This is a genomic window from Alloyangia pacifica, from assembly GCF_020524285.1.
GTDB classification, from domain to species: domain Bacteria; phylum Pseudomonadota; class Alphaproteobacteria; order Rhodobacterales; family Rhodobacteraceae; genus Salipiger; species Salipiger pacificus_B.
The window spans coordinates 28,104-51,089 of record NZ_JAIVKX010000016.1 but is presented as its reverse complement, the minus strand read 5'-3'; the positions used below and the strand labels follow the sequence as shown (position 1 = coordinate 51,089).

At 62.0% G+C, this 22,986-nt stretch carries 17 protein-coding genes and 1 pseudogene; 15 read left to right on the top strand and 3 right to left on the bottom strand.

Annotated features, from left to right (window positions below; all coding sequences use genetic code 11):
* A complete protein-coding gene (locus tag LC039_RS19960) occupies nt 1–1,275 on the top strand; it encodes a TRAP transporter large permease (protein ID WP_226627704.1) in 1,275 nt (424 codons plus the stop codon).
* 24 nt (nt 1,276–1,299) lie between these two features.
* A complete protein-coding gene (gene rpiB, locus LC039_RS19955) occupies nt 1,300–1,746 on the top strand; it encodes a ribose 5-phosphate isomerase B (protein ID WP_226627702.1) in 447 nt (148 codons plus the stop codon).
* Nucleotides 1,747–3,453: 1,707 nt separating this feature from the next.
* Here the strand turns inward: rpiB and LC039_RS19950 are convergent.
* Nucleotides 3,454–5,787 carry a sulfatase-like hydrolase/transferase gene (locus LC039_RS19950; protein WP_226627700.1) on the bottom strand — a complete coding sequence of 778 codons (2,334 nt, stop codon included), beginning with the start codon at nt 5,785–5,787 and terminating at the stop codon, nt 3,454–3,456.
* A gap of 157 nt (nt 5,788–5,944) precedes the next feature.
* Here LC039_RS19950 and LC039_RS19945 point away from each other — a divergent pair, with 157 nt between their 5' ends.
* Nucleotides 5,945–6,649 (top strand): Crp/Fnr family transcriptional regulator, encoded by a 705-nt coding sequence (locus tag LC039_RS19945; RefSeq protein ID WP_226627698.1) that lies wholly within the window; start codon nt 5,945–5,947, stop codon nt 6,647–6,649.
* 224 nt (nt 6,650–6,873) lie between these two features.
* Here LC039_RS19945 and LC039_RS19940 read toward each other — a convergent pair whose 3' ends face one another.
* Nucleotides 6,874–8,793: a DUF3604 domain-containing protein gene (locus LC039_RS19940; RefSeq protein ID WP_226627697.1), complete on the bottom strand. Its 1,920-nt coding sequence runs from the start codon at nt 8,791–8,793 to the stop codon at nt 6,874–6,876.
* Between the two features lie 512 nt (nt 8,794–9,305).
* Between LC039_RS19940 and LC039_RS19935 the strand changes: the two genes are divergently transcribed.
* The 7 genes from LC039_RS19935 (at nt 9,306) to LC039_RS19905 (ending at nt 18,269) form a co-directional block, all read left to right on the top strand.
* A complete protein-coding gene (locus LC039_RS19935; RefSeq protein ID WP_226627695.1) occupies nt 9,306–11,222 on the top strand; it encodes an ATP-binding protein in 1,917 nt (638 codons plus the stop codon).
* Entirely contained in the window at nt 11,219–11,848 is a 630-nt protein-coding gene (locus tag LC039_RS19930) for a response regulator transcription factor (protein ID WP_226627693.1), read from the top strand. The genes LC039_RS19935 and LC039_RS19930 overlap by 4 nt, the downstream gene beginning before the upstream one ends.
* Before the next feature lie 54 nt (nt 11,849–11,902).
* Nucleotides 11,903–12,262 carry a response regulator transcription factor gene (locus LC039_RS19925; RefSeq protein ID WP_226627691.1) on the top strand — a complete coding sequence of 120 codons (360 nt, stop codon included), beginning with the start codon at nt 11,903–11,905 and terminating at the stop codon, nt 12,260–12,262.
* A 162-nt stretch (nt 12,263–12,424) separates the two neighbouring features.
* On the top strand, nt 12,425–14,035 hold the full coding sequence (locus LC039_RS19920) for an arylsulfatase (RefSeq protein ID WP_226627689.1): 1,611 nt from the start codon (nt 12,425–12,427) through the stop codon (nt 14,033–14,035).
* 99 nt (nt 14,036–14,134) lie between these two features.
* On the top strand, nt 14,135–15,106 hold the full coding sequence (locus tag LC039_RS19915) for an HAD family hydrolase (RefSeq protein ID WP_226627687.1): 972 nt from the start codon (nt 14,135–14,137) through the stop codon (nt 15,104–15,106).
* A gap of 736 nt (nt 15,107–15,842) precedes the next feature.
* On the top strand, nt 15,843–16,004 hold the full coding sequence (locus LC039_RS19910) for a hypothetical protein (protein WP_226627685.1): 162 nt from the start codon (nt 15,843–15,845) through the stop codon (nt 16,002–16,004).
* A 486-nt stretch (nt 16,005–16,490) separates the two neighbouring features.
* Nucleotides 16,491–18,269: an SLC13 family permease gene (locus LC039_RS19905; RefSeq protein ID WP_226627684.1), complete on the top strand. Its 1,779-nt coding sequence runs from the start codon at nt 16,491–16,493 to the stop codon at nt 18,267–18,269.
* A 34-nt stretch (nt 18,270–18,303) separates the two neighbouring features.
* On the opposite strand, the pseudogene LC039_RS19900 reads toward LC039_RS19905, so the two are convergent.
* A pseudogene (locus LC039_RS19900) lies at nt 18,304–18,714 on the bottom strand (sodium:calcium antiporter); the annotation flags it as partial.
* Nucleotides 18,715–19,159: 445 nt separating this feature from the next.
* Between LC039_RS19900 and LC039_RS19895 the strand changes: the two are divergent.
* The 5 genes from LC039_RS19895 to LC039_RS19875 are packed head-to-tail and all read left to right on the top strand — an operon-like array spanning nt 19,160 to nt 22,942.
* Complete coding sequence (locus LC039_RS19895) at nt 19,160–20,035, top strand: STAS domain-containing protein (protein ID WP_224906248.1); 876 nt, start codon at nt 19,160–19,162, stop codon at nt 20,033–20,035.
* 10 nt (nt 20,036–20,045) lie between these two features.
* The gene (locus LC039_RS19890; RefSeq protein WP_224906250.1) at nt 20,046–20,390 is read left to right on the top strand and encodes an STAS domain-containing protein; all 345 of its coding nucleotides are present in this window, start codon (nt 20,046–20,048) and stop codon (nt 20,388–20,390) included.
* Nucleotides 20,383–20,802: an ATP-binding protein gene (locus LC039_RS19885; RefSeq protein ID WP_226627681.1), complete on the top strand. Its 420-nt coding sequence runs from the start codon at nt 20,383–20,385 to the stop codon at nt 20,800–20,802. Before LC039_RS19890 ends, LC039_RS19885 begins: the two co-directional genes overlap by 8 nt.
* On the top strand, nt 20,799–21,809 hold the full coding sequence (locus LC039_RS19880) for an ATP-binding SpoIIE family protein phosphatase (protein WP_226627679.1): 1,011 nt from the start codon (nt 20,799–20,801) through the stop codon (nt 21,807–21,809). Before LC039_RS19885 ends, LC039_RS19880 begins: the two co-directional genes overlap by 4 nt.
* The gene (locus LC039_RS19875) at nt 21,806–22,942 is read left to right on the top strand and encodes an ATP-binding protein (protein ID WP_226627677.1); all 1,137 of its coding nucleotides are present in this window, start codon (nt 21,806–21,808) and stop codon (nt 22,940–22,942) included. Before LC039_RS19880 ends, LC039_RS19875 begins: the two co-directional genes overlap by 4 nt.
* Nucleotides 22,943–22,986: the final 44 nt, after the last annotated feature.

The window sequence follows — 22,986 nt, the reverse complement described above, 5'->3', positions numbered from 1 at the left end:
ATGGGTCTAGTTTTGATCGTCCTGTTCTTGGCGCTCTTCGTCCTGGGTTTTCCCGTCGTCTACGCGATCTTGCTTCCCGGGATCTTCTACGTGGTCTTCGAGGGCCTGCCGATGGGGTTGCTGACGCAGCGCATCACCTATGCGCTCGACAGCTTCCCGCTTGTGGCTGTGCCGCTGTTCATCTTCGTCGGAAACCTTATGAACCTCGCCGGGGTGACCGATCGCATCTTTCGCTTCGCCGACACGCTGGTCGGCCGCATCCCAGGCGGACTGGCGCAGGTGAACATCTTCTCGAGCCTGATCTTCTCAGGCATGTCGGGCGCGGCGCTCGCCGACGTCGGCGGCTTGGGAAAGATCGAGATCGAGGCCATGAAGCGCCGCGGCTTCGATGCGCCCTTCGCCGCGGCGGTGACCGCCAGTTCCGCGGTGGTCGGTCCGATCTTCCCGCCGAGCATCCCGCTTATCGTCTATGGGTCCGTGACATCGGTTTCGATCATCCAACTGCTGATGGCCGGCATCGTGCCCGCGCTTATCTGCATCGCGCTGCTCATGGTGACCGCCGCGATCATCGCGGTGCGCAAGGACATGCCGCGCGCCGAGCGCTGGTCGACACCGCGCGAAGTCGGCGAGAGCCTCATTCCGGCACTGCCGGCGTTGCTGGCCCCGGTGCTGATGATCTCGGGCATGCTGCTGGGGCTCTTCACGCCGACAGAGGCAGCGGCGGTGACGGCGGTCTATGTCATCGCGATCAGCGGGCTGATTTACCGGGAACTGACCCTCGACCACCTCTGGAACGCTATGCTGACGACACTGCGCAGCACCAGCGCTATTCTGATCATTGTTGCCGCAGCTTCGCTCTTCGGCTGGATCCTCGCGGTGGAGCAAATTCCACAGAATTTTTCGAAGCTGATCCTGACGATCTCGAGTGATCCCTTCGTGCTGCTCCTGATCGCCAACCTGATCTTCTTTATCGCCGGCATGTTTCTCGATTCCACGACCGCCACGTTGCTGGTCGTTCCAGTGATCGCGCCGCCAATGGTGATGGCCGGGATCGATCCAGTGCATCTTGGCATCGTGGTGATCTTCAACCTGATGCTCGGGCTGCTGACGCCGCCGATGGGCCTGTCGCTGTTCCTCGTCTCGTCGATTGCCAAGGTCACGCTGCGCCAGCTTCTGAAGGCCCTGCTGCCCTTCTACGTGCCGCTGCTGCTCACGCTGGCGATCATCACCTTCGCCGACGGGCTCGTGCTGGCCCTGCCGAAACTGCTTCGCTAACTCCAACTTCGAAAGGTTCCCACAATGCGTCTTGTCATTGGCTCCGATCACGCGGGCTTCCCGCTCAAGGCTACTGTCGTTGAACACCTCAAGCGCCTCGGTCACGAGGTGAGCGACGTCGGCTCCTACGACGACAAGCCGGTCGACTTTCCCGAGATTGCCCAGGCAGTAACCCGCGCGGTCACCGACGGCTCGGCTGAGCGCGGGCTGCTGGTCTGCGGCACCGGCGTCGGCGCCTCTATCGCCGCGAACAAGGTCAAGGGCATCCGCGCTGCCGTCGGCCACGACGTGCATTCCGCGCATCAATGCGTCGAGCATGACGACGTGAACGTGCTTTGCATCGGTGCGCAGATCGTCGGGCCGTGGCTGGCGCTGGACCTGATCGACGCCTTCCTCACCGCCGAATTCTCGACCGACGAGGATTTCCGCCGCCGCGTGGCAATGCTGCATGACATGGACAACGCTCGGTAAGCGCGCAGGCGCGTTGGTGGGGTGGTCTCTCGCCAACGCTGTCCGAAGCCGGTACCGCTTGCGATCCGGTCCATGGGGTGCGCTCGAAGACTGCCCTTAGTGCTGCCGTCTGGGCAGGACCCTGTGCAATATTGTGAGGAAGCGCTTGCGAGCGCCGTGGGCAAGGCATTGACGGAGTTGTGCCGTCACCACGAGGTAGGGAGTGCAAGGGGCCGACTTCTACGCGAAGGATTCTCCTCAACACGGGCTTCTACTTTGGGGGGAGGTCTCTCTATAACCACTATGGCTGCACCAGATTGGCGCTTATGCGGATTCAGGGAGGGGGCCGGTTTCCTGCCGCCGCGCCGTCGCAGTGGCCTGGCGGTGTCACAGATAGCTTTCCTTCATGACTCGAAGCTTTTCTGCATCGTCCCAGTGCCGCCGACGCGAAACATCCCCGGCTGCCAGGAGCTCGATCTCGGTAATGAACTAAAGGTCGACCATAGGGTCGGACTTAGCATCACGCCCCAATCCCCGTAAGACGGCCCTCGCCAGAGCCGTACGCCTGATCGCACTGGACCTACTGGTGATCGGGGTGGCATCACTGGACTAAACAGGAGCGGGTTTCCAAGCCGGCTCCCGGTCTCTCGTGCGATCTTGCTCTGGACTTCATAGGGCCTATTTGCGGGTGTTCGTCGGAGCGTACGACCCGAAGGCCGCCAATAATCAGGATAGGGCGCACTTCCCGCAATTGGGAAGTGCGCCCCCGTGCTGAACGTTCCGTGAGCGAAGAAGACACGTTCCAGATTCACGATGCTTCCGGCCGATAGTCCGCGCAAGAAATCTCGTATCATACTGGCAGACAAGCGATAACACGCCAGTCGTTGCATGTTCGAATTTTTCGTTTGAGGCTTCTTCGGAGCGCAAGTCGAGCCCTCTGAGGTTGTGTTCGGGTAATTTAGGGGTATCTCGGTCCCCACTCGGCTCTGAGAGACATTCCCTTCTACGTTAGGGCTTCTAAAACAGGCGAAAAGCCTCCGGGAAGGAAGTGCTCAAAGCTATCAAATTGATAAAGTCTTGGTTATGGCGAGTGCCGATGTTAGCGTCCCCTCGGCTTCTTCCGTGAGTGGCGTAGCCGTCTTGCATTTAAGCATGTTCTTCCTTGGCGGATAAAACCGCCAAGGAAATTTCCCGTGCCGAAAGACTTTGCGCGCTGCGCGTGTCTCTCGTTGGCGGGGGCCGCAGGGGCGCCTCTGAGAGCGGCGAACATGTGCGATCCGAAACCATGTTCGCTTCGCCTTCAGAGCCTCTTTTTAGCTCCGGTCTCTTCTCTCATAATTTCACCTTCCCGGACAAATATTTGAGAACGGCGCTTAGATCGCCCCGGATCTGCTCGCCTTTCAGATTCAGAGGTTTGTGCCGGAAGGCGGTCAGAGCTTTCGCGCGCAAATCGAAATCGGCGTGCTCGAATAAATGACCCGGCGGTTGGGCAGGTGAAGCGCGTGGAAAGAAAAGGCCCGGCTCAAGGCCGGGCGAGTAGACATCCTCGCGAGCGTGTATGCGCCTCGCTGATGTCAGCTGCAGAAAAAGAAAACGGAATATCGCAGCTCACCAAGAAGGTAGGAAGCTGAGGTTTTTACCACAACATCTCAGCTCAGGTGCGTGATACACGCTTTGGAAACGCTGCATTCCTGCCGCAAAGAGGCTGCCAGGATGGCTGCTCTTCGGTCACTTAACCTCGACTACCACGCTCTCGATCCCACCAGTGAACTTGAAAGGCGCCTTGTAGGCCGTCGTCACGGGTTGCCCGCTGTCTTCTCCGATGCCGAAGGTGTCGACACCGAAGCGACCCGCGACGGTCGATTCCATGCCGCCTTTGGCAACTTCGGTGCCGTCGACGTAAAGCGTGATCTCGGCACCCTTGCCGGCCTCCCCCTCAGCACCGAGGTAGGCGAAGTCGAGGGTGATCTCAGCCTCGCCCTCGGGAAGCGGTTCGGTGCCCTTCAGCACTGTATGTGCTTCGAAGAGGTTGTAGTCGAACACGGGAACACCTGCGTCGAGATAGAGGACGATGCCGGCGGCGACACCGCCGAAGCCCATGATCACGCCCTCAGTCTGCGGGCCTTCCGTCTCGACCTTGGCTGTCAGCGTCCAGGAGGTGTTCTTCATCGGCGGCGCGGCGGGCTCAGGGATGCGGATGGCCCCCGTAGAGTAGCTGAAAGTCTTGTTGCCCTTCACCGTGCCGGGCACCGGCGGCTTCGGAATGCTGAGCCTGCCCGCCCCGCGGTCGTCCAGAGGCAGAACACCGTATTTCTCGAACGCGTCGTCCAGCATCGCCTTCAACTCCTCCAGCTTCTCGGGGTTATCGGCGGCAAGGTCATTGGCTTCCGAGAAGTCCTCGTCAAGGTTGTAGAGTTCCCACTTGTCCTGATCCCAGTTGCCGGGCGCCAGGTCTTGCCGCCAAGGCAAGGTGTGCTGCGCGTTGGCTTTCCATCCGTCGGCGTACATCGAGCGGTTGGAGAGCACTTCGAAATACTGCTGGGTGCGACCCACGTAACTGCCGTCGGCGAAGCTGGCGAGGAAGCTCTCCCCCTCGAGCGGCTTCTGGTCGATGCCGTTGACGGTGTCAGGCATGGGGATATGTGCCGCCTCGAGGATGGTCGGCACCACGTCCACGAGGTGCAGGAAGGCAGTGCGCGGCGCGTCGTCATGTTCGATCCGCGCGGGCCAGCTGATCACCATCGGGTTGCGCGTGCCGCCGAGGTGCGAGGCCACCTGCTTGACCCACTGGAACGGCGTGTTGCCCGCCCAGGCCCAGCCGACCGGATAGTGCGGTTCGGACTCCGGCCCGCCCAGCTTGTCGAGATTGGCGATGATGTCCTCGATCTCGGTGGGGATTCCGTTGAGATTCATGATCTCGTTGAGCGTGCCGTCTGGCCCGCCTTCAGAGGACGCGCCGTTGTCGCCGACGATGTAGACCACCATGGTGTTCTCGGCGTCTGGTAGCTCCTTAACCGCATCAAGCAGCCTCCCGACCTCGTGGTCGGTAAAAGCAAAATAGCCGGCGAAATTCTCGAAGAGCGCGTTGTAGACGTCCTTCTGGTCCTCACTCAGCGTGTCCCAGGCGGGTACCCAGTCGGGGCGAGGCGTCAGCTCGGTACCTTCGGGGACAATTCCCATTTCCTGCTGGCGGGCGAAGACCTGATTTCGGTACTCCTCCCAGCCCATGTCAAAGGCGCCGTCGAATTGCTGGCGCCACTCGGCGGTGACATGGTGCGGTGCGTGCATGGCGCCGGGGGCAAAATACATGAAGAACGGCTTTTCTGGGGCGACCGACTTCGAGAACTTCATTCGCGCAATGGCTCGGTCCGTCATGTCGGTCATGAAGTGGTAGCCTTCTTCCGGCGTCTTATCGGGTTCGACCGGGACGGTGTTCTCGAAGAGCACCGGATAGTATTGGTGCGTCTCTCCGGAATTGAAGCCATAGAAATAGTCGAAGCCCATGCCGGTGGGCCAGCGGTCGAAGGGACCGGCGACCGTCTGTTCCCAGTCCGGCGTGTTGTGATTTTTGCCGAACCACCAGGTGGCGTAGCCGTTGTCCTTGAGGATTTCGGCGATGGTCGCCGTCTCCTTCGGCAGCATGGTCGAGTAGCTCGGAAAGCCCGTCGCCCACTCCATGAGGAAACCGTTGCCCGCGCTGTGGTGGTTGCGCCCGGTAAGCAGCGCCGCGCGCGAAGGGCCGCAGATGGCGGTCGTGTGGAAACGAGTAAAGCGCAGCCCCTCATCGGCGAGTTGGTCAAGCGCTGGGGTCGGGATCAGCCCGCCGAAGGTTGAGGTCTGACCAAATCCCACGTCGTCGAGGAGGATGACGATGACGTTGGGCGCGTCATCAGGCGCTGCGACTGGATCCTGCCAGTCGGGCTCGGAGTCCTCGTAGGTCTCGCCGATGGTGCCCTCAAAAGGGGCGAGCGGAACCGGCAGCTTGTTGCGGTCGGGCCAGTCCTGGGCGTGGGCCTGGCTCGCAAGCACCAGCACGGCAACCGCAATGAAAAATCTCTTCATGTCAGTACCTTTTCATTAAATTCGCGCATCTGACGATGGGTGTCTCAAATGGTTTGGACCAAATTTCCAAACCTGGTTTGCCTCGCGTCACTGCAATTGATTAGCATGGCGCCAGGCAATAACCTGCCCAGTACTGTGCATCGGTTGCGGATTCATCATGACAAAAGGCGAGCTGGGAGCGATTTTTCACCTACGCGGATGGCTGGCCGCGCAGCCTGAGCCGTTCCGAAAGGCTTGGATGGAAGTGGCGGAGTTCCGCGGCATCGCGCGAGGAGACCGGCTCTACTCGTTGGGTGACCCGCCCGGCGGCGTCTACGGCATCGCCGAGGGCTTTGCCGACGTGCTGGTCGCCTCGGGCTACGAGGCGCCCGTGCTCGGCCATATCGCCCGACCGGGCTGGTGGGTCGGAGAAGGGGCTGCGGTCACCGGAACGCCCCGTCGCGTCGAAATCCGGGCCCGAACGGACCTCCGCGTCTGTTATGTCTCGCTGCAGCGCCTCGAAGACCTGGAAGAGGTCTTTCCGAACATGTGGCGCTTTCTGGGGCAGTTGACCGTGCTCCATCTCGACAACGCGCTCATGTATGCAGCTTCGCTGCTCAAGGGGGATGCCCGGACCAAGATCGCCAGCACGCTCGTGCGGCTTGCAGGCCCCGAAATGCTGTTTGATGCTGAGATCTCAATCCCCTGCTCGCAACAGGACCTTGGCGAGATGGCCGGCCTTTCCCGAAACAGCGTTGGCCCGGCCTTCCGAGGACTCGAACGCGATGGGCTGATCTGGCGGGGGCGATATGGCTTGATCCATTTCAACCCGATGCGGCTTTCGAAAGTGATGGAGGCGAGATTGACCCGTGGCGGGCAGTGATCGCGTAAGCGCCTACTGTCAGAACGAGCGGCGTCATCCTCTGGTGATCAAGCTGCTCTTCACTTTGGCGCCGCATAAGGCATCGCGGCAAAAGGACCGCGTCGCGCATGACGCGGCGCTTCAATTCGATTCAGTCCAGAAGTTGGAGTAAGGGCAGCAAGAGGCTTGCTGCCCTTGTTGATTTCATGTCCTCCGGGCAAGAACACGCCCGATGCTGATCATGCTCACTCGCCGTGGCTGTACCAGATTGGCGAGCTGTAGGCGCGCTCGGTGACTTCCATCACCGCATCTTCCGGAAAAGCTGACTCTTCGAAGTAGGCGGCGTCATAGGCTGTCCAGCGAGGAGTCGGGATCTCGATTACCCGAGCGTAATAGAAGGCATCGAGCGCCGGGTCGAAGTCGGGATCGGTCCAGACGGTGATCAGCTCCGGGGCGCCAATGGTGTTGGTGAAGGAGGCCGTCGCGACGTCCACCGTGTCGCCCACTGGGGGCAACTTTCCGTCCTCTCCGGGCTCGCGGTCCCCAGACCATGCCACGTCGTACACCTTTTCCTGCATCTCTCCATCCGCATCGATCCAGCCTTTGATGATCTGAATGCGGTCGAGATTGCCCGAGAAGGCGTCCTTCAGAGCTCCGACGAGGAAGTTCGGTGCCGCGGCCCCCTCTGGTGCAGGTAGCAGGTCACCTCCCATGGGCACGCCCTTGGCATATCCGATGGTCGCGGGCGTACGTCCAAGCGCATCTGCCTCGACGAAGTCCCAGCCTCCGAAGAAGCGCACAGCGATGCGCGGGCCGGTGGTGCCATAGACTTCCTTGCGCTCCATCGCATCCCAGATCGACTCGCGGGTGTTTTCATGTGCCCAGACCGCCATCAGGCCCGAGGCGCCGAGTTGCCAGTCCTTGACCGTGCGTCCCTCGAAATCGAAGGCGTTGCCCGTGGACCGCTCCGGCCCCGGCTCGCTCGACGGGAACTTGCCGAAGAAGTTGTTCTCCTCGTTCGAGGAAATACCCGTATGGTCGTCCGTCGAGCCCACCAGGCCGAATTTGAAGGGGTTCGTGCCGAACTCATCTTCCAGCTTGAGGCCACGCTTCAGGGCTTCGCGAGCGTATTCGTACTGGAGCATCCCGGGCTCCTTCGGCACCACGTTAAGATTGCCCTTGTCCCAAATCTCGAAATTCGCGAACTCGTCCGAGGGTGCCAGCGAGGGGTGCTGCTCGGATGTACCCTTGCTTTGGGTGACCTCGAACAGCGGTTCCCATTTCGCGCGGGTCTCAACCCAGCCTTGATCGATCGGGTTGCCATCGGGCGTTTCGGTCGCGAACATCAGCCCGTTCGACAGGTTGCCGTTGTGCGGCACCGCCAGCACCTTGCCGCCGGTCTTCTCCTCGTAGGCCTCCATCCAGTCCCAGAGCTTGTTGGGGATGTCACTGTCATAGGTGGTCATCGGCGCCATCATGTCGGCCTTGGCCTTGCCGTCACGATAGACGACGTTGCGGTGAAGGTTGTTGCCGCCGCCAAAGTTCGAGGTCCATTCGTAACCGATCAGCGCAGTGAAATTGCCGGGATCGTTTGCGCGTTCGACGATGTCGGTCATCTTGTGCCACATGGCGTACATCACCTCGCGGTCGGTGACGGCTTCGGGCAGCGTTCCAAGGCCCTGCATGGTGATCATCTCCATGACCACGGCGGTGGCCGCCTCGCCTCCGGCACTCATGCCGTCGCTCCATTTCTTCAGGGTCGGGTCTGCCAGAAGTTTTGGATCGCCCTCCAGAACGCCGTTCATCACGCCCATGGAGTCCGAATGGTCCGCGACCATCATGAAGTCATAGGGGCGTGACAGCCTCACCTTCTGGCCGGTGCTCGAGGTGATTTCGCCACCTTTGGCATATTGAAGGGCCTCTTCGGGGCCGACCCGGGTGCCACCAGCGATCGCGTCCGGCGACCAACTGGTGTGCAGGTGGATTTCCCCCCACAGCGGCAACGTGGGGAAGGTGCGACCGGCGTAGGGCGAGTATCCCGGCTGATTGAAAAAGCGCTCGATCTTCTCGGGCATGATGGTGCCGGCGTCGGTGTTCACCTGAGCCAGAAGTGGTGTGGCAAGCAATGTGGTGGAGAGCAGGACAGAGGCGAAATGGCGTGCCATGTGACGGCCTTTCTGCGGATAAGGTTCATGTCAAAATCGGTGTTTGAATATCGCGGCCACGGGCCAATGCGAGTCGTCCGCAATCTATACGTGCATCATGATTTCGATTTAGCTCGAAAAATCAACGGCCAATTCCTCGCACGCGAAGAGCCGCTGACTGCATTGGCCATAGAAGGGGCTGCCCCAAGCGAAGATCGCTCAAAGCCGTCATGAAGCGGTGCAGCATTGCAAAATCGGCCGTTCGCGGCGTCTGCGAAGACCGGACAAACCGGATGAACGACACGCGGCTCTTCCGGACTTTCGCGGCACCTGCAAGATGTCGGATAACCGTCGATCCTGCAGAGACGTACTGAGCTGGGCGGACCATCATCCCGTGGTTTTGCAAGAAGAGCGGGGGCGTAACGCTCACAGCAATCAAAGCCTTGACCGAGGGGTGGAAACGACCATGCTTGCCTTGCGCAGGTGATTGAGTACCGAGCGTTTTTTCTGTTGCCTGTTAGTTCAATTTTTTCATGAGGCACGAGTTCGGGGCCTGGGTTTTGACTACGACGACGCTACGCGAAGCCGGTAAAGTGTTTTTGGAGCGCCGATCCAGGTTCGGCCTGCGTGTTGCGATGAGCATCTTGTTGATCGTGCTTTGGTCTTGCCCTGCGATGGCGCAGGGCGACGACGCTTCCAGGCAGCTTCGTATCCTGGCGATCTATTCTGGCGCCAGTACCCTCGCTGCTAACGTTGCGGTGGCGTCCGGAATTGCTTCGGTCTTTTCTGGTGCGGAAAGGTACTCGAGATATGAGGTATATGGAGAATACCGGGACGCTCAGCGCTTTCCGAGTGAGGTAGATGCGGAGCGCTTTGTGGATGCGCTTGCCACGAAATACCGTGATCAGACCATCGACGTGATCCTGACCATCGGGCCGGAGGCCGTGCCCCTCGCAGTCAACGTCAGAGAGCGCATAGCGCCCGGTGCTCCTGTGGTGCTCGGTGGTATACTCGACTCCACTCGCGAAGAATTTGCGAAGGTCGAGGGTCTTTATGCGGTCGTGTCGCGATATGACCTGCGCGGGACTTTCGAACTGGCGCGGCAACTACAACCGAACTCGGAACGGGCGGTGATCTTCACCGGATCGGCGGTGTTCGATGAGCGATGGAAGTCCTTCGCGGAGGGCGGACTGTCGGATGTCCGCGATATAGAAGTCGACTTTGTCTCCGGTCTGTCCCTGCAGGAGTTTCGAGACCGGGCGGCGGCGCTCGACCCCTCTGATATCCTGATCATTCTGACGATCTTCGAGGATGCTGACGGTCGCCGCTTTGTGCCCGCGGATGCGCTTGCGACAATTGCCGAGGTCTCGGCCGCGCCCACCTACGGCGTCTACAGTTCCAACATCGGGCGCGGCGTCGTCGGTGGCAGCTTCTCGACCTTCGAGGAGACAGGGGCCGCGATAGCGGATAAGGCCCTGAAGATCTTCGAAGGCCCCGCTGGCACAAACCATACCGTAGAGGTGCCGGTGTCAGACGTTCTCGATTGGCGCCAGCTCAGGCGGTACGGACTTGATCCTGAACGGCGCCCGCCGGAGAGCGTTCTTCTGTACTACGATCCGGGCGTCTGGCAGCGCTACAGGCTGCAGATCATCGGAGCCCTGGCGATCATTCTGCTCCAGTCCAGCACGATCGCGGCGCTGATCGTCATGGACCGCCGCCGGCGCCGAAGCGCCGAAGAACTCTCCCGGCGCCGCATTGAAATGGCGAGGCTATCGCGTATCGCCCAGCTTGGTGAGCTGTCCGGCGCGATCGCGCATGAGCTCAACCAGCCCCTGACCTCGATCCTCGCCAATGCCGAGGCGGGCTCGGCCCTGCTCGCGCAGGACCCGCTGGACCTGACCGAAGTTGGTGAGGTGCTCCGTGACATCGCCGAGGATGACCGGCGTGCCGCGGATGTGATCGTCAACCTGCGGCGCCTCATGGGAAGCGGTGCCGGCGGCTTCGAGGACGCAGATCTCAACAAGGTGGTGCAATCGACCTTGAGGCTCGTCTCCAATGAGATGCTTGCGCGTGGCGTCACGGTGCAGTTGCGGCTGTCTCGGGAGCCGCTCATGGTAAAGGCGGACGTCCAGCAGTTGCAGCAGGTGCTGCTCAATCTCGTCATCAACGCGGCAGATGCGATGGCCGAACAGGATAATCGGCAAATGACCATTTCCACCGGTCTTGATGCACTCGACCGGCGCGTGCTCTCGGTGGCCGACAACGGCCCCGGCCTGCCTGAGGACTTGCGAGACAATCCATTCAAGCCCTTCGCGACGTCCAAGTCGCAGGGCATGGGGCTGGGCCTTTCGATCAGCCAGTCAATTGCCGAAGCGCATGGCGGCACGCTCCGCTTCGCCAGCAGCACAAGGGACGGGGCGCGCATCGAACTTGCCCTGCCGCCGACATGAGCGAGGACGCGACTGAACCCTTCCTCGTTCATATCGTGGACGACGACGAGAGCATCCGCCGGGCCCTCTCACGGCTGGTCTCGATCGCGGGATATGACGTCCGTTCCCATGCGAGCGCCGAGGCGTTTCTCAACGATTTCGATCACGATGTTCCGGGCTGTGCCATCCTCGACATGTACCTGCCGCGGATGAACGGCTTCGAACTTCAGGAAAAGATTGCGGCGATCCTGCCGGCGTTTCCGGTGATGTTTCTCACCGGGCGCGGTGACATCGGCATGGGGGTTAAGGCCATGAAGGAGGGGGCCTTCGATTTCCTGACGAAGCCCGTGCAGACGGACCAGCTCCTGGACGCGATTGCCGCCGCCAAAACGCGGGTGAGCGAGACGCAGGCAGACACGCACGGCACCGCGAGGTACGAGCAGCGGCTTCAGAGTCTAACGCCCCGCGAGACGGAAGTGCTGGAAGCGGTGGTTGCCGGCAGTCTGAACAAGCAAATCGCGCATGAGCTTGGCCTCGCCGAGAAGACGGTAAAGGTCCACCGGGCCCGGGTGATGAAGAAGATGGGAGTGCGCACGATTGCCGAGCTCGTACGCGTCAGCGTCACCAGACGAATTGATGCGCCATGATGTAGGCCCAGAGGGCAACTATGAGGATCGGTCGGCACTGCGTAGAGTTGCCGAATGGAGCTGAAACCCAGAGTTGTCCTGATCGTCGAAGATGACGCGGCCGTCAGCCGGGCGCTGTCCCGTGCCGTCCGATCTCTGGGCTTTTCCGTCTACACCTTCGACAGTGGAGAAGCTCTGCTTGCCAGCGAGGTGCCCCAATCTCCGGCGGTCATGTTACTCGACCTCCACCTGCCCGGGATCGGCGGGGCCGACCTTATTTCAAAGCTCGTGGCGCGTACGCCCGACCTGCGTATCGCTGTGATGACGGGTCGCGACATCGGCGGAGCGCGAGAAGCCTGTCTCAATGCAGGGGCCACTACCTACATCGCCAAGCCGATTTCGCGGACTGTGCTCGCGGCGCTGCTCGACGTCTGAAGCCACCCGCCCGCGGGCGAGGTAGGTACTTGGTCCAACTATTCCGCTGACGCTGCGGCAGCCAAGCTGCGCATACGGTGCAAGATCTGTTTGGTGGCATCGGTGTGTTTGACGTCGGCCCCAGGGCTGCACCGAAAGAATTTCGCAGACAGGGAGACAGTTATGTTACCAAAAAACCAAACACATAGATTGTTAGCCACCTTGGCCGCAGTCGTGGTGTCGAGCGTGCCAGTTGCGGCTCAAGACGCAGCCACCGCCACAAAACCGAACATTCTGGTGATCTGGGGCGATGATGTCGGCCAGTCTAACATTTCCGCATACACGCGGGGGCTGATGGGCTACGAGACGCCCAACATCGACCGGATCGCCAAAGAGGGCATGATCTTCACCGACTACTACGGTGAGCAATCCTGCACCGCCGGCCGTTCCTCCTTCATCATGGGCCAGTCGGTGTTCCGCACCGGCCTGTCCAAAGTGGGTCTGCCCGGCGCACAGGAAGGGATGCAGGTCGAAGATCCAACCATCGCGGGCCTGCTCAAGGCCGAGGGGTACGCCACCGGTCAGTTCGGAAAAAACCACCTCGGCGACCGCGACGAGCACCTGCCGACCAACCATGGGTTCGATGAGTTCTTCGGCAACCTCTACCACCTCAACGCCGAGGAAGAGCCCGAGAACGAGGACTACCCGGCCGACATGATGATCGGCGACGGACAGACTTTCCGGGAAGCCTTCGGCCCCCGTGGCGTCATTCACTCCTACGCTGACGGTGAAATCGAGGACACCGGACCGCTGACGAAGACGCGTATGGAAACCGTGGATGACGAGACCTCTGCTGCGGCGATCGATTTCATCGAACGCGCCAACGAGCAGGGTACGCCTTGGTTCGTGTGGTGGAGCGGCACCCGCATGCACTTCCGCACGCACGTCAGTGAAGAGAACCGGGCACTGGCCAACGAGATCGTCGGCAAACCGGTCGACGAATACACCGCCGGCATGCTCGAGCATGATGCTGATATCGGCGTGTTCCTCGACAAGCTCGATGAGCTTGGTATCGCCGACAACACCATCGTCTTCTACTCCACCGACAACGGCCCGCATATGAACACCTGGCCGGATGCCGGGATGACGCCATTCTGGGGTGAAAAGAACACCAACTGGGAAGGCGCCTGGCGTGTGCCCGCGATGGTGCGCTGGCCGGGTCATATTCCTGAGGACGAGGTCGTCAACGAGATCGTCCATCACATGGACTGGCTGCCGACCTTCCTGGCCGCCGCCGGGAACGAAACGATCAAGGACGACCTGCTCGACGGCATCACTGTCGCCGAAGTGGGCGAGGGTCGTGACTACAAGGTCCACCTCGACGGCTACAACATCCTGCCATTGCTGACCGGTGAAACCGAGGAGAGCCCGCGAAAGGAGATCTTCTATTTCTCCGATGATGGCGACCTGATGGCTCTGCGCTATGCCGATTGGAAGATCACCTTCCTGGAGCAAAAGGCTTGGAGCACGTTCCGCGCCTGGATCGAGCCGCTGACGCCCCTGCGCACGCCGCTGATCTTCAACCTGCGCCGCGATCCCTACGAGCGTGGCTACCGGACCTCGAACACCTACTACGATTGGATGCTCGACCGCGCCTACATGCTGGTGCCGGCACAGTCCTATGTGGCGAACTTCCTCGAAACCTTCCAGGAATTCCCGCCGCGTCAAGAAGCGGCCTCCTTCAGCCTCGACAAGGTTATGGAGAAGCTCTCGCAAGCAGGCGGCACGCAATGACCGCTGGCTCGTGATGTTTGAGAACGTCGGCCCTGTGCAGCGAGCGCAGGGCCGGCCTCCGATTCCACCACATCGAATTCATTCGAAAGGTCGTTTTCCATGCGCCTGTTCACCGCTACCACCTGCCTGACGCTTCTGGCCGTTGCTGCGTACGCCGACCCATTGCCGTCGTGGAATGACACCGAGGCGAAGTCGGCGATCATTGACTTTGTGGAGACGGTCACCGACCCGGCTTCAGAGGACTTCGTTCCTCAAGCAGACCGCATTGCCACTTTCGACAACGACGGCTGCCTCTGGGCTGAACAGCCGGTCTACTTCCAACTCCTCTACGCCATCGACGTGCTGAAGGAGAAGGCCGGGAGCGACCCTTCGATCCTGACCTCAGATGCCCTGAAGGCAGGCGCAGAGGGCGACCTCGAAGGCATCCTTGCGGGCGGCATGGAGGGGCTGCTTGACGTGATCAACGTCTCTCACTCAGGTGTCACCGTCGAAGACTTCCAATCCAGCGCGGGCGCGTGGCTGGAAAGCGCCATGCACCCAACGACGGACATGCCCTTCGGCGAGATGATCTACCAGCCCATGCTCGAGCTTCTGAGCTACCTGCGCGACGAGGGGTTCACCACCTACATCGTTTCGGGCGGCGGCATCGACTTCATCCGCGCCTTTGCCGAGGACACCTATGGCATCCCGCCCTGGCAGGTCGTCGGGACTGAGGGCGACACCACCTACGAGGTGGCCGATGGCGGGCCCGCCTTGACGAAGAATGGCGGCATCACGTTCCTCGACGACAAGGAAGGCAAGCCGGTCGGGATCATGCGCCACATCGGGCAGCGCCCGATCTTTGCTGCGGGCAACTCGGATGGTGACTTCCAGATGCTCGAATACACGACGGCTGGCGATGGTGCCCGGTTCGGGATTCTGGTCCATCACACCGACGCGGATCGGGAGTTTGCCTATGACCGGGACAGCCATGTCGGCCAACTCGCCCGCGGCCTCGATGAGGGCGAAGACCGCGGCTGGCTGATCGTCGACATGGCACAGGATTGGAGCAAGGTATGGCCCGGGGAGTGATCCTGGGCGCCACGCTTCTGGCCGCGATAGGGCTTTGTCTGGTGATCTCGGCTTTGGCGGAATCCTCTGTCAACTCTGGTTCACTCCCAAGCCTGCCACTGGGGTGAAATGGGGGACCCGGTGGGCGGATCCTGCGACCCCCTACGCGTCGCGGCAAATACCGTCGTAGGCCTTGTGCCCTATCGCTCCAAGCGTTTCCGCTTTGGGGATTTAAGGTATTGTTATACAATCATATTGTATGCTTTTCTTGAAATATTGCGGTGCCGGAGCGGGAACGTAATTTCTTCAAGAATCTCACCACTCACATGCGTCGTTCAAGAGTTGATGACGGTCATCGTTGTCTGGTTCGCTAAACCAAGACTTTCGCGCATCGCGGCATTTCACTGCGTCCCAGACGCCCGCCATTCGCCACGAAAAGAGCGCAACCAGAATCGCGATGACGATCCCAAGTCTTGGAAAATGAAGTGTCATGTAGAGGCGTTTCCATGGGATCGAGGTCTTAGGGACCGGGTTTAACGCAACGGAACTCGGGCGCAAGTCGGCGTGGCACAAAGTCTCCCGCGAGAAAGGAACGTTAAGCGCAGGACAGGCTCAGCCAAGACGCCATCAAGCGTCGCTTTCTGTCGCTGAACTCTGCGAGCCATTGCCATCGCGCCTGCGGGATCAGACCGCACTCTGCGTTAACTTTCTGGTCACCACTTTCGGGTATGCTGGGCGAAGGAGAAGGAGCGCCATGATGACAACTTCCGTTTCCTTGAGCGATGTGACCTCCGATTACATCAGCCGGTATGGTCTGACGGAAACAGCCAGAAGGTTTTTTCTGGAACGGGTGGAACGAGAGGCCGCATCGGAAGGCTGGAGCCGGGCTGAGGAACAAGACAAATCCTTGTCGAAATGATCGAGAAGTCGGCTGTCGGTGGCAAACAGCAGTTAGAGAGCTTCCTTGGCTCGCGTTGAAATTGCGCGGTATTGCTTGTGCGGCGGGCGGCTGGCAAGGCTACGGGAAGACTTGGCAAGACAGCCTACTGCGTTCTCGCGGTCTCTTCCCGCCGTAAAGGCTCCAGTTGATCTTGGTTAGCAAAGTCGACAATGCAGCTTCAAAGGCGGCAATGGGAAGCGCCGGAGCGATTGCTCTTCGCGGGATGCTTTGCGGGGCAACTATCCGACCGAGGCGCTGACCAACACGGCATGGACGAGGGCATATGCTCCCGCAAAAGGTAGGCTTGAGATCCCGCATCGCGAGCGCTGAGAATCCCTATTCTCGCGTACCTCAATCGGTGGCATGGTTGATCGTCACAAAGAGGGTGCGGTGGGTCGAGAGCCCGCGCCACCTGCGCCTTGCCGACGGCGCCCTTCCAGCGCGGCGTTTATCCGGGTGCCTCCCATGCTTTTCGATCTCGGTTCCTACGCGCCTCAGGGCGCCCTTCTTCTGGTGGCTGCCGTCTTTGCCCTGTTCCTGACCGAGCGCTTCGCTGCCGAGGTCACCGCCCTTGGCGGTGTGGCCGTGGCGCTGCTGCTCGGCCTTGTAAGCACCGACGATGTGCTCAAGGCGCTGAGCAACTCCGCCCCAGCCACCATCGGCGCGATGTTCGTGCTGAGCGCCGCGCTGGTGCGCACCGGGGTGCTCGAGGCGGTGGCCGAATGGCTGGGGCGCGGCATGCTCCGGCATCCGCGGCGGACGATCCTGCTCTTCTTTGCGCTGGCGGCGATTGCCTCGGCTTTCATGAACAACACACCGGTGGTGATGATCCTGATCCCGGTAGTCTTCGGACTGGCCCGCCAGCTTGGCACCAGCGCCTCGCGGTTCCTCATGCCGCTCAGCTTCGTGGTGATCATGGGCGGCACCTGCACGCTCATCGGCACCTCGACAAACATCCTTGTGGACGGGGTCGCCCGCGATCTCGATCTCGCGCCTTTCTCGCTCTTTGAGATCGCCCCGCTCGGCATCGCGCTGGCTTTGCTGGGCGGCCTCTTTCTTGCCGTGGCCGCGCCGCGCCTGCTGCCCGAGCGGATGGCTTTGGCCGAGATGCAGGCGCCGCGCAGCGGACGGTCATGGCGGGTCGAGCTCTTCGTGCCCGCAACCTCGCCGCTGATCGGCCGGAAAGTGAGTGACATTCCCGATTTCAGGCGCAGCGCCACCCGGCTGGTGGACCTGATCCGCGAGGATGTCTCGCTGCGGCACAGCCTTCAGGCCGAGCTGCTGCACCCCGGCGACCGGGTGGTGCTGCATACCTCCGACACAGAGGTGGCGGGCTACCGGGGCGAGAGCTCGCGCAGCCTTGCTATTGCCGGTCTCGAGCCCGCGAATGCGCGGCGTCATCAAGTGGTCGAAGCATTGGTGAAGGAGCGCAAGGGCGCGGTCGCGGAGCTTGGCTGGCGGCGCAGCCACGGCGTCTACCCCATCGCCCTGCACCGCAAGGGCAGCGCGCGTGATCTGCTGGAGGACCGGCTGCAGCTGAACCCGGGCGATACGGTGCTTCTGGATGGGCCCGCCGAGGACATCGCGCGCCTCGCGCGGGACGAGGATCTGATCCTGCTGGCACCGTTGCAGGCCCGCGCATTCCGGCGCAGCAAGGCACCGATCGCGCTGGCGGTGTTGGCCATGGTCGTGCTGGCCGCGGCGCTTGAGCTTGCGCCGATCCTGCCGCTGGCGATCATCGGTGCCGCCATCGTCCTGCTGACCCGCTGCGTCGAGCCGGACGAGGGCATCGGCGCCATCGACGGCCGCCTGCTGCTGCTGATCGTCAGCATGCTGGTGCTGGGCACCGCGATGGAGCGCAGCGGGGCCATGGCGCTGATCGTGGACGGGATTTCGGGGCCACTGGCGCAGTTGAGCCCGATCCTCGCACTGGCGCTGATCTACGCGGTGACCTCGGTTCTGACCGAGGTGGTGACCAACAATGCTGTCGCGGTGATCATGACCCCGATTGCCGTCGGCGTGGCACAGGCACTGGGGCTGGACCCGCGCGCCTTCGTCGTGGTCGTGATGTTCGGCGCCAGCGCCAGCTTCGCGACCCCGATCGGCTACCAGACCAACACGATGGTCTACAATGCTGGCGGCTACCGCTTTACCGACTTCCTGCGGCTCGGCCTGCCGATGAACATCATGGCCGGCGTGGTGACGGTGCTGCTGGCCCCGGTGTTCTGGCCGCTGCAGCCGTAGGAGCTCAGGGCCAGAGCAGGTAGAGATAGGCGCCGTAGCCCGCGAGCAGCGCCAGCCGCTCCCAGCGGTCGATGCGGCGCGCGGTCGCTGCGAAGATCACGAGAAGCGCACTCACGCCCACCATCAGCGCCGCATCACGCCGGAGCGCGGCCTCAGCAACGATCACCGGGAAGATCAACGCCGAGATGCCGCCGATCACCAGGATGTTGGCAATGTTGGAGCCGACGATATTGCCATAGGCAATGCCGGGCGAGCCACTGAGCCCGGCCTGCACCGAGGTCACAAGCTCCGGCATCGAGGTTCCGAAGCCGACAAGCGTGAGCCCGATGACCAGAGGTGAGACATCCATCCGCTCCGCGGCCTGCACCGCTCCTCGCACCAACAGTTCACCGCCGACCACCAGCAGCACAAACCCCGCGATAAGCGGCATCCAAGTCTCGGACATGTCAAACTCCAGCGTCGCAAAGGCGTCGCATTGGGACGCACGTGGCGCTTCCCGGGATGCCATTCAAGAGCTCGACAGTGGGCTCGTCGAGAAATCTTCTGCCTCACAGGATTGCCGAGTTGAAGCCTTGCGGCGCGCAGGATCAACTCCTGCAGTAGGACAGCGAACTTCGTTGCCGTGCGCCGCGGATCCTGAATTCGGGTCTCGTACCAGCGGGCTTGATAGGAGCGCAGCTGACCTGTGCCTGGAACTCTATCAGCAGACTTGCAAGAGCATGGCAGCGCTAACCAAAGGGATAGGCACTGAATAGCCCCGGCTCCGCCAGCGTCAGTTGATGACGTATCCTTCCACCTGACGCTGCGACAGGCTACGTTACCGTTGCCGTTGACTTTATTCCCATTAATTGGCTTACAGGTCGCATCACAATGAACCGAGGTTCCCGCAAATGCCGCAAACCGCGACGGCAAACATCCTGACCATCCTCGAAACCGATTTCTCCGGTGTCGTGGAAGAGTGGCTTGGCACCCAGGTCAAGGAGGGCGTGAAGCGCTCGGACTTGTTCTCCGACTCTGAAAGTCGTGGGCAGAACCAGGAACTCCTGAAAGCCTTTGTCAAAGGCATTCGGGCTGGTGTCGTGAACGAGGAATTCAGCCTCGACGATGATGCCTGGGAAGACCTGCGCGCGGTTCTGGCCGACGTCAGCAAGGAGCGCGTCGGTCGCGGCGTCACGCCGACCGAGATGGCGACCTTCGTGCTGGCGCTCAAGGCGCCGCTGTTCAAGCGGCTCGAGGCCATGCCCGGCGTCGAGGGCGGAAAGCTCATTCGCGACGTTCTCATGGTGACCCGCCTCGTCGATGCCTTCGCGATCTATACCAACGAGATTTTCATCGGCGAGCGCGACCAGATCATCGAGCGTCAGCGCCAGGAAATGCTCGAACTGTCGACACCCGTGGTCGAACTCTGGGACCGGGTTCTCACGTTGCCGCTGATCGGCACGCTGGATTCCGCCCGGGCGCAGGAGGTCATGGAGAACCTGCTCCAGACCATCCTCGAGCGTCAGGCCGAGGTGGTGATCATGGACATCACCGGTGTCGGCACCGTCGACACGCAAGTGGCGCAGCACCTTCTGCGGGCTGCAGCCGCCGTGCGTCTGATGGGGGCCGAATGCATCATCAGCGGCATCAGCCCGATGATCGCCCAGACCATGGTCCAGCTCGGCATCGACGTGGGCACCGTGTCGACCCGGTCGAGCATCCGCACGGCGCTGTCCGATGCGCTGCAGAAGGTCGGCTATGTGATCAAGACCAGCGAGGCTTCCTGACGTGTCGGGAGTGACGTCCATCAACCTGGTCGAGAACGCACTTCTCGTGTCCATTCAGGACGACGTCACCGATACCGAAATCGTGGAGTTGCAGGAGACCCTCTCGAACCGGATTGCCAAGGAGAACGTCAAGGGCGTGATCCTCGACATCAGTTCGCTGGAGATCGTCGATACGTTTGTCGGGCGCGTCATCGCCCAGCTTGCGGGGATCTCGCGTCTGCTGGCGGCCGAGACCTACGTTGTCGGGATGCGCCCGGCGGTGGCCGTGACCCTGGTCGAACTGGGGATGTACCTGCCCGAGATCCGCACGGCGCTCAGCCTGACCCACGCGCTTTCCCAGTTGCGGCGTGCCTGATCCCGAAGGGACATCAGACACGCCCGCGCTCGCGGAGATCACGCTCGCAACCAGCCGGGACGTTGTCGCTGCGCGTCAGGCGGTCGCGCGAATGCTCAAGGAACGCGGGCTCTCGGTGATGCGCATCACGCGGTTCGCGACAGCGGTGAGCGAAATTGCTCGCAACGCCATCGTGCACGGTGGTGGTGGCCGGATTTCGATTTATCTCGATACACGTAACGAGTATCTGCGCGTCGAATGCCGGGACGACGGTCCGGGGATCGAAGATGTGACGCTGGCCATGACCGAGGGATACACGACCGCGGGAGGGCTGGGCAGGGGGCTTGGCGGCGCCAAGCGGCTCTCACACGGGTTCGAGGTCCGGTCCGCGCCCGGGAAGGGTACAACCGTTTCCATGAGCGTGAAGCTATGAACCAGTGGGTCGAGATTGATGATCGGAGCGCCGTCGCCGTGGTGCGACGGCTGGCGCGGCGCCATGGCGCCGAGATCGGCCTGCCCGAGACACGTCTGGACGAACTCGCGATCGTCGCGACAGAGGCCACTACGAATATCCTGCGCTACGCCGATCGCGGCCGGGCGTTGATCGAACTCGTGCGGACCCCCGGTGCCGAACTCATCACCATGATCTTCACCGATCGCGGGCCGGGCATCCCGGATATCGACCGGATGTTCCAGGACGGCGAAAGCTCCACGGAGTCCGCAGGGCTTGGCCTCGGGGCCATCGTTCGTCTGTCAGACACCTTCGACATCTTCAGCTCGCCGGAGAACGGGACCACCATCGTCTGCACCTTCGGCGGGCGCGGCGACGGGTCCGACATCGGTGTCGAGGCGGTCGGCCTGCGGGTGTGCCATCCGCATGAGGACTCCTGCGGCGACGATTTCCAGATCCGGCAGACCCCGCGGGCGACCGACGTGCTGCTCTGCGATGGTCTCGGCCATGGCCCCGCCGCTGCCGAGGCCGCCGCCGAAGTCACCGACGCCGCCTTCGCCGCGGGCGGTTTGTCCTCCGAGCCAGGCAAGCTGATGCGCCAGATCACCGAGCAGCTCGTCGGTCGGCGCGGCGCGGTGGCGGCGCTGGTGCACGTCGCGCAGCCGCAGATGGAACTGCGCTACACGGGTCTCGGAAATATCTCGACGCTGCTGATCGGGGCACAGGGCGTACGCCGCATGGCGGTTCGGGACGGCCGCATCGGCGGTACAGCGACGCGCGGCTACGAGGAAACGGTGCAGCTGGAGGCAGGCGACATGGTGATCCTGCACAGCGACGGGCTGAAAACGCTTCGAGAAGCGCATTTCCCGCCGGGGCTGCTCAAAAAGAGCCTTCTTTTGATCGCCGGCTTCTTTCTGGACCGGGCCTTCCGGGGTCGCGACGACGCCAGCATCGTCGTCATTCGGATCAACCGGGAGCGCGAGCAATGAAGGCGGCCAAGCTTACCACCGTGACCCTGGAGAAGAGCGCCGACGTGGCGCGGTTGCGCGAGGTAGCGATGACGCTGACCAACGTCCTGCAGTTCGGCTCGTTCGAGCGAACGCGGACGGTGACCGCCGTCGTCGAGCTTGGCCGCAACGCGATAGAGCATGGCCAGAAGGGGCGCGCGACCTTCTCGCTCACCGAGGTGAACGGCAAGCCCGCGCTCGGCCTTCTGGTGACCGACCAGGGGCGCGGGATCCCGAAAGAGAACCTCGAGCCGGACGGCCCGCGGTCCTCCTCGGCGGGCATGGGGCTGGGACTGCGCGGCGTGCAGAGGATTGCCACGCGCTTCGACGTCGAGACAGGGCACGAGGGCACGCGGATCGACGCGGCGTTCCTGCCGTCTGCGATCTTGCCCGCCGGTCCCCAGCTGATCGACCAGGCGACGGAAGCGCTGAGTGATCTCAGCGCAAAGGATCCCACCGCTGCACTCAGCGAGCAGAACCGCGAATTGGCCGAAGGGATCGCCGACCGCGACCTGCTCATGCAGGAGCTTCATCACCGGACCGGCAACAACCTGGCACTCATCGTCGCGCTGATCCGGATGAGCAAGTCGCAGGCCGAGCAGGCTGAAACCCACCAGGTCCTGACCGAACTCGAAGTTCGCGTCGGATCGCTCGCCAAGGCCCACGAATTGATGCAGCGCGGGACGGACGCCAGCCAGGTCGACCTGTCGGAGATGCTGGACGAAGTCGCGAGAACGTCGGAGCGGGCCTTCAGCGGCGGCGGGCTCACGGCCAAGATCGACGTATCCTGCGAAGCGCTACAGCTCGACAGCAAGTTTGCTGTCGACACCGGACTTATCGTTGGTGAACTCATCACCAATGCGTTCAAATATGCCTTCGTCGGCCGCGACAAAGGGCTCATCCGGGTCGAGGTGTCCGGCGATCTGAAACAGGGCATAGCGCTGCTCGTGTCAGACAATGGTGTCGGCCTGCCGCCGGATGCCGAGCGTCCCGAGCGGTCGAATTCTCTCGGCTGGCGGATGATCCGGACCCTGACCTTCCAGCACGACGCGACCCTGACCGTGGACGGTTCGGATGGACTGCGCGTGCACATCAAGTTCCCAGCGCAATCCTGACATCCAGTTAAAAGGCGCCATTGGAGACGTGCACTGAGCCTTCG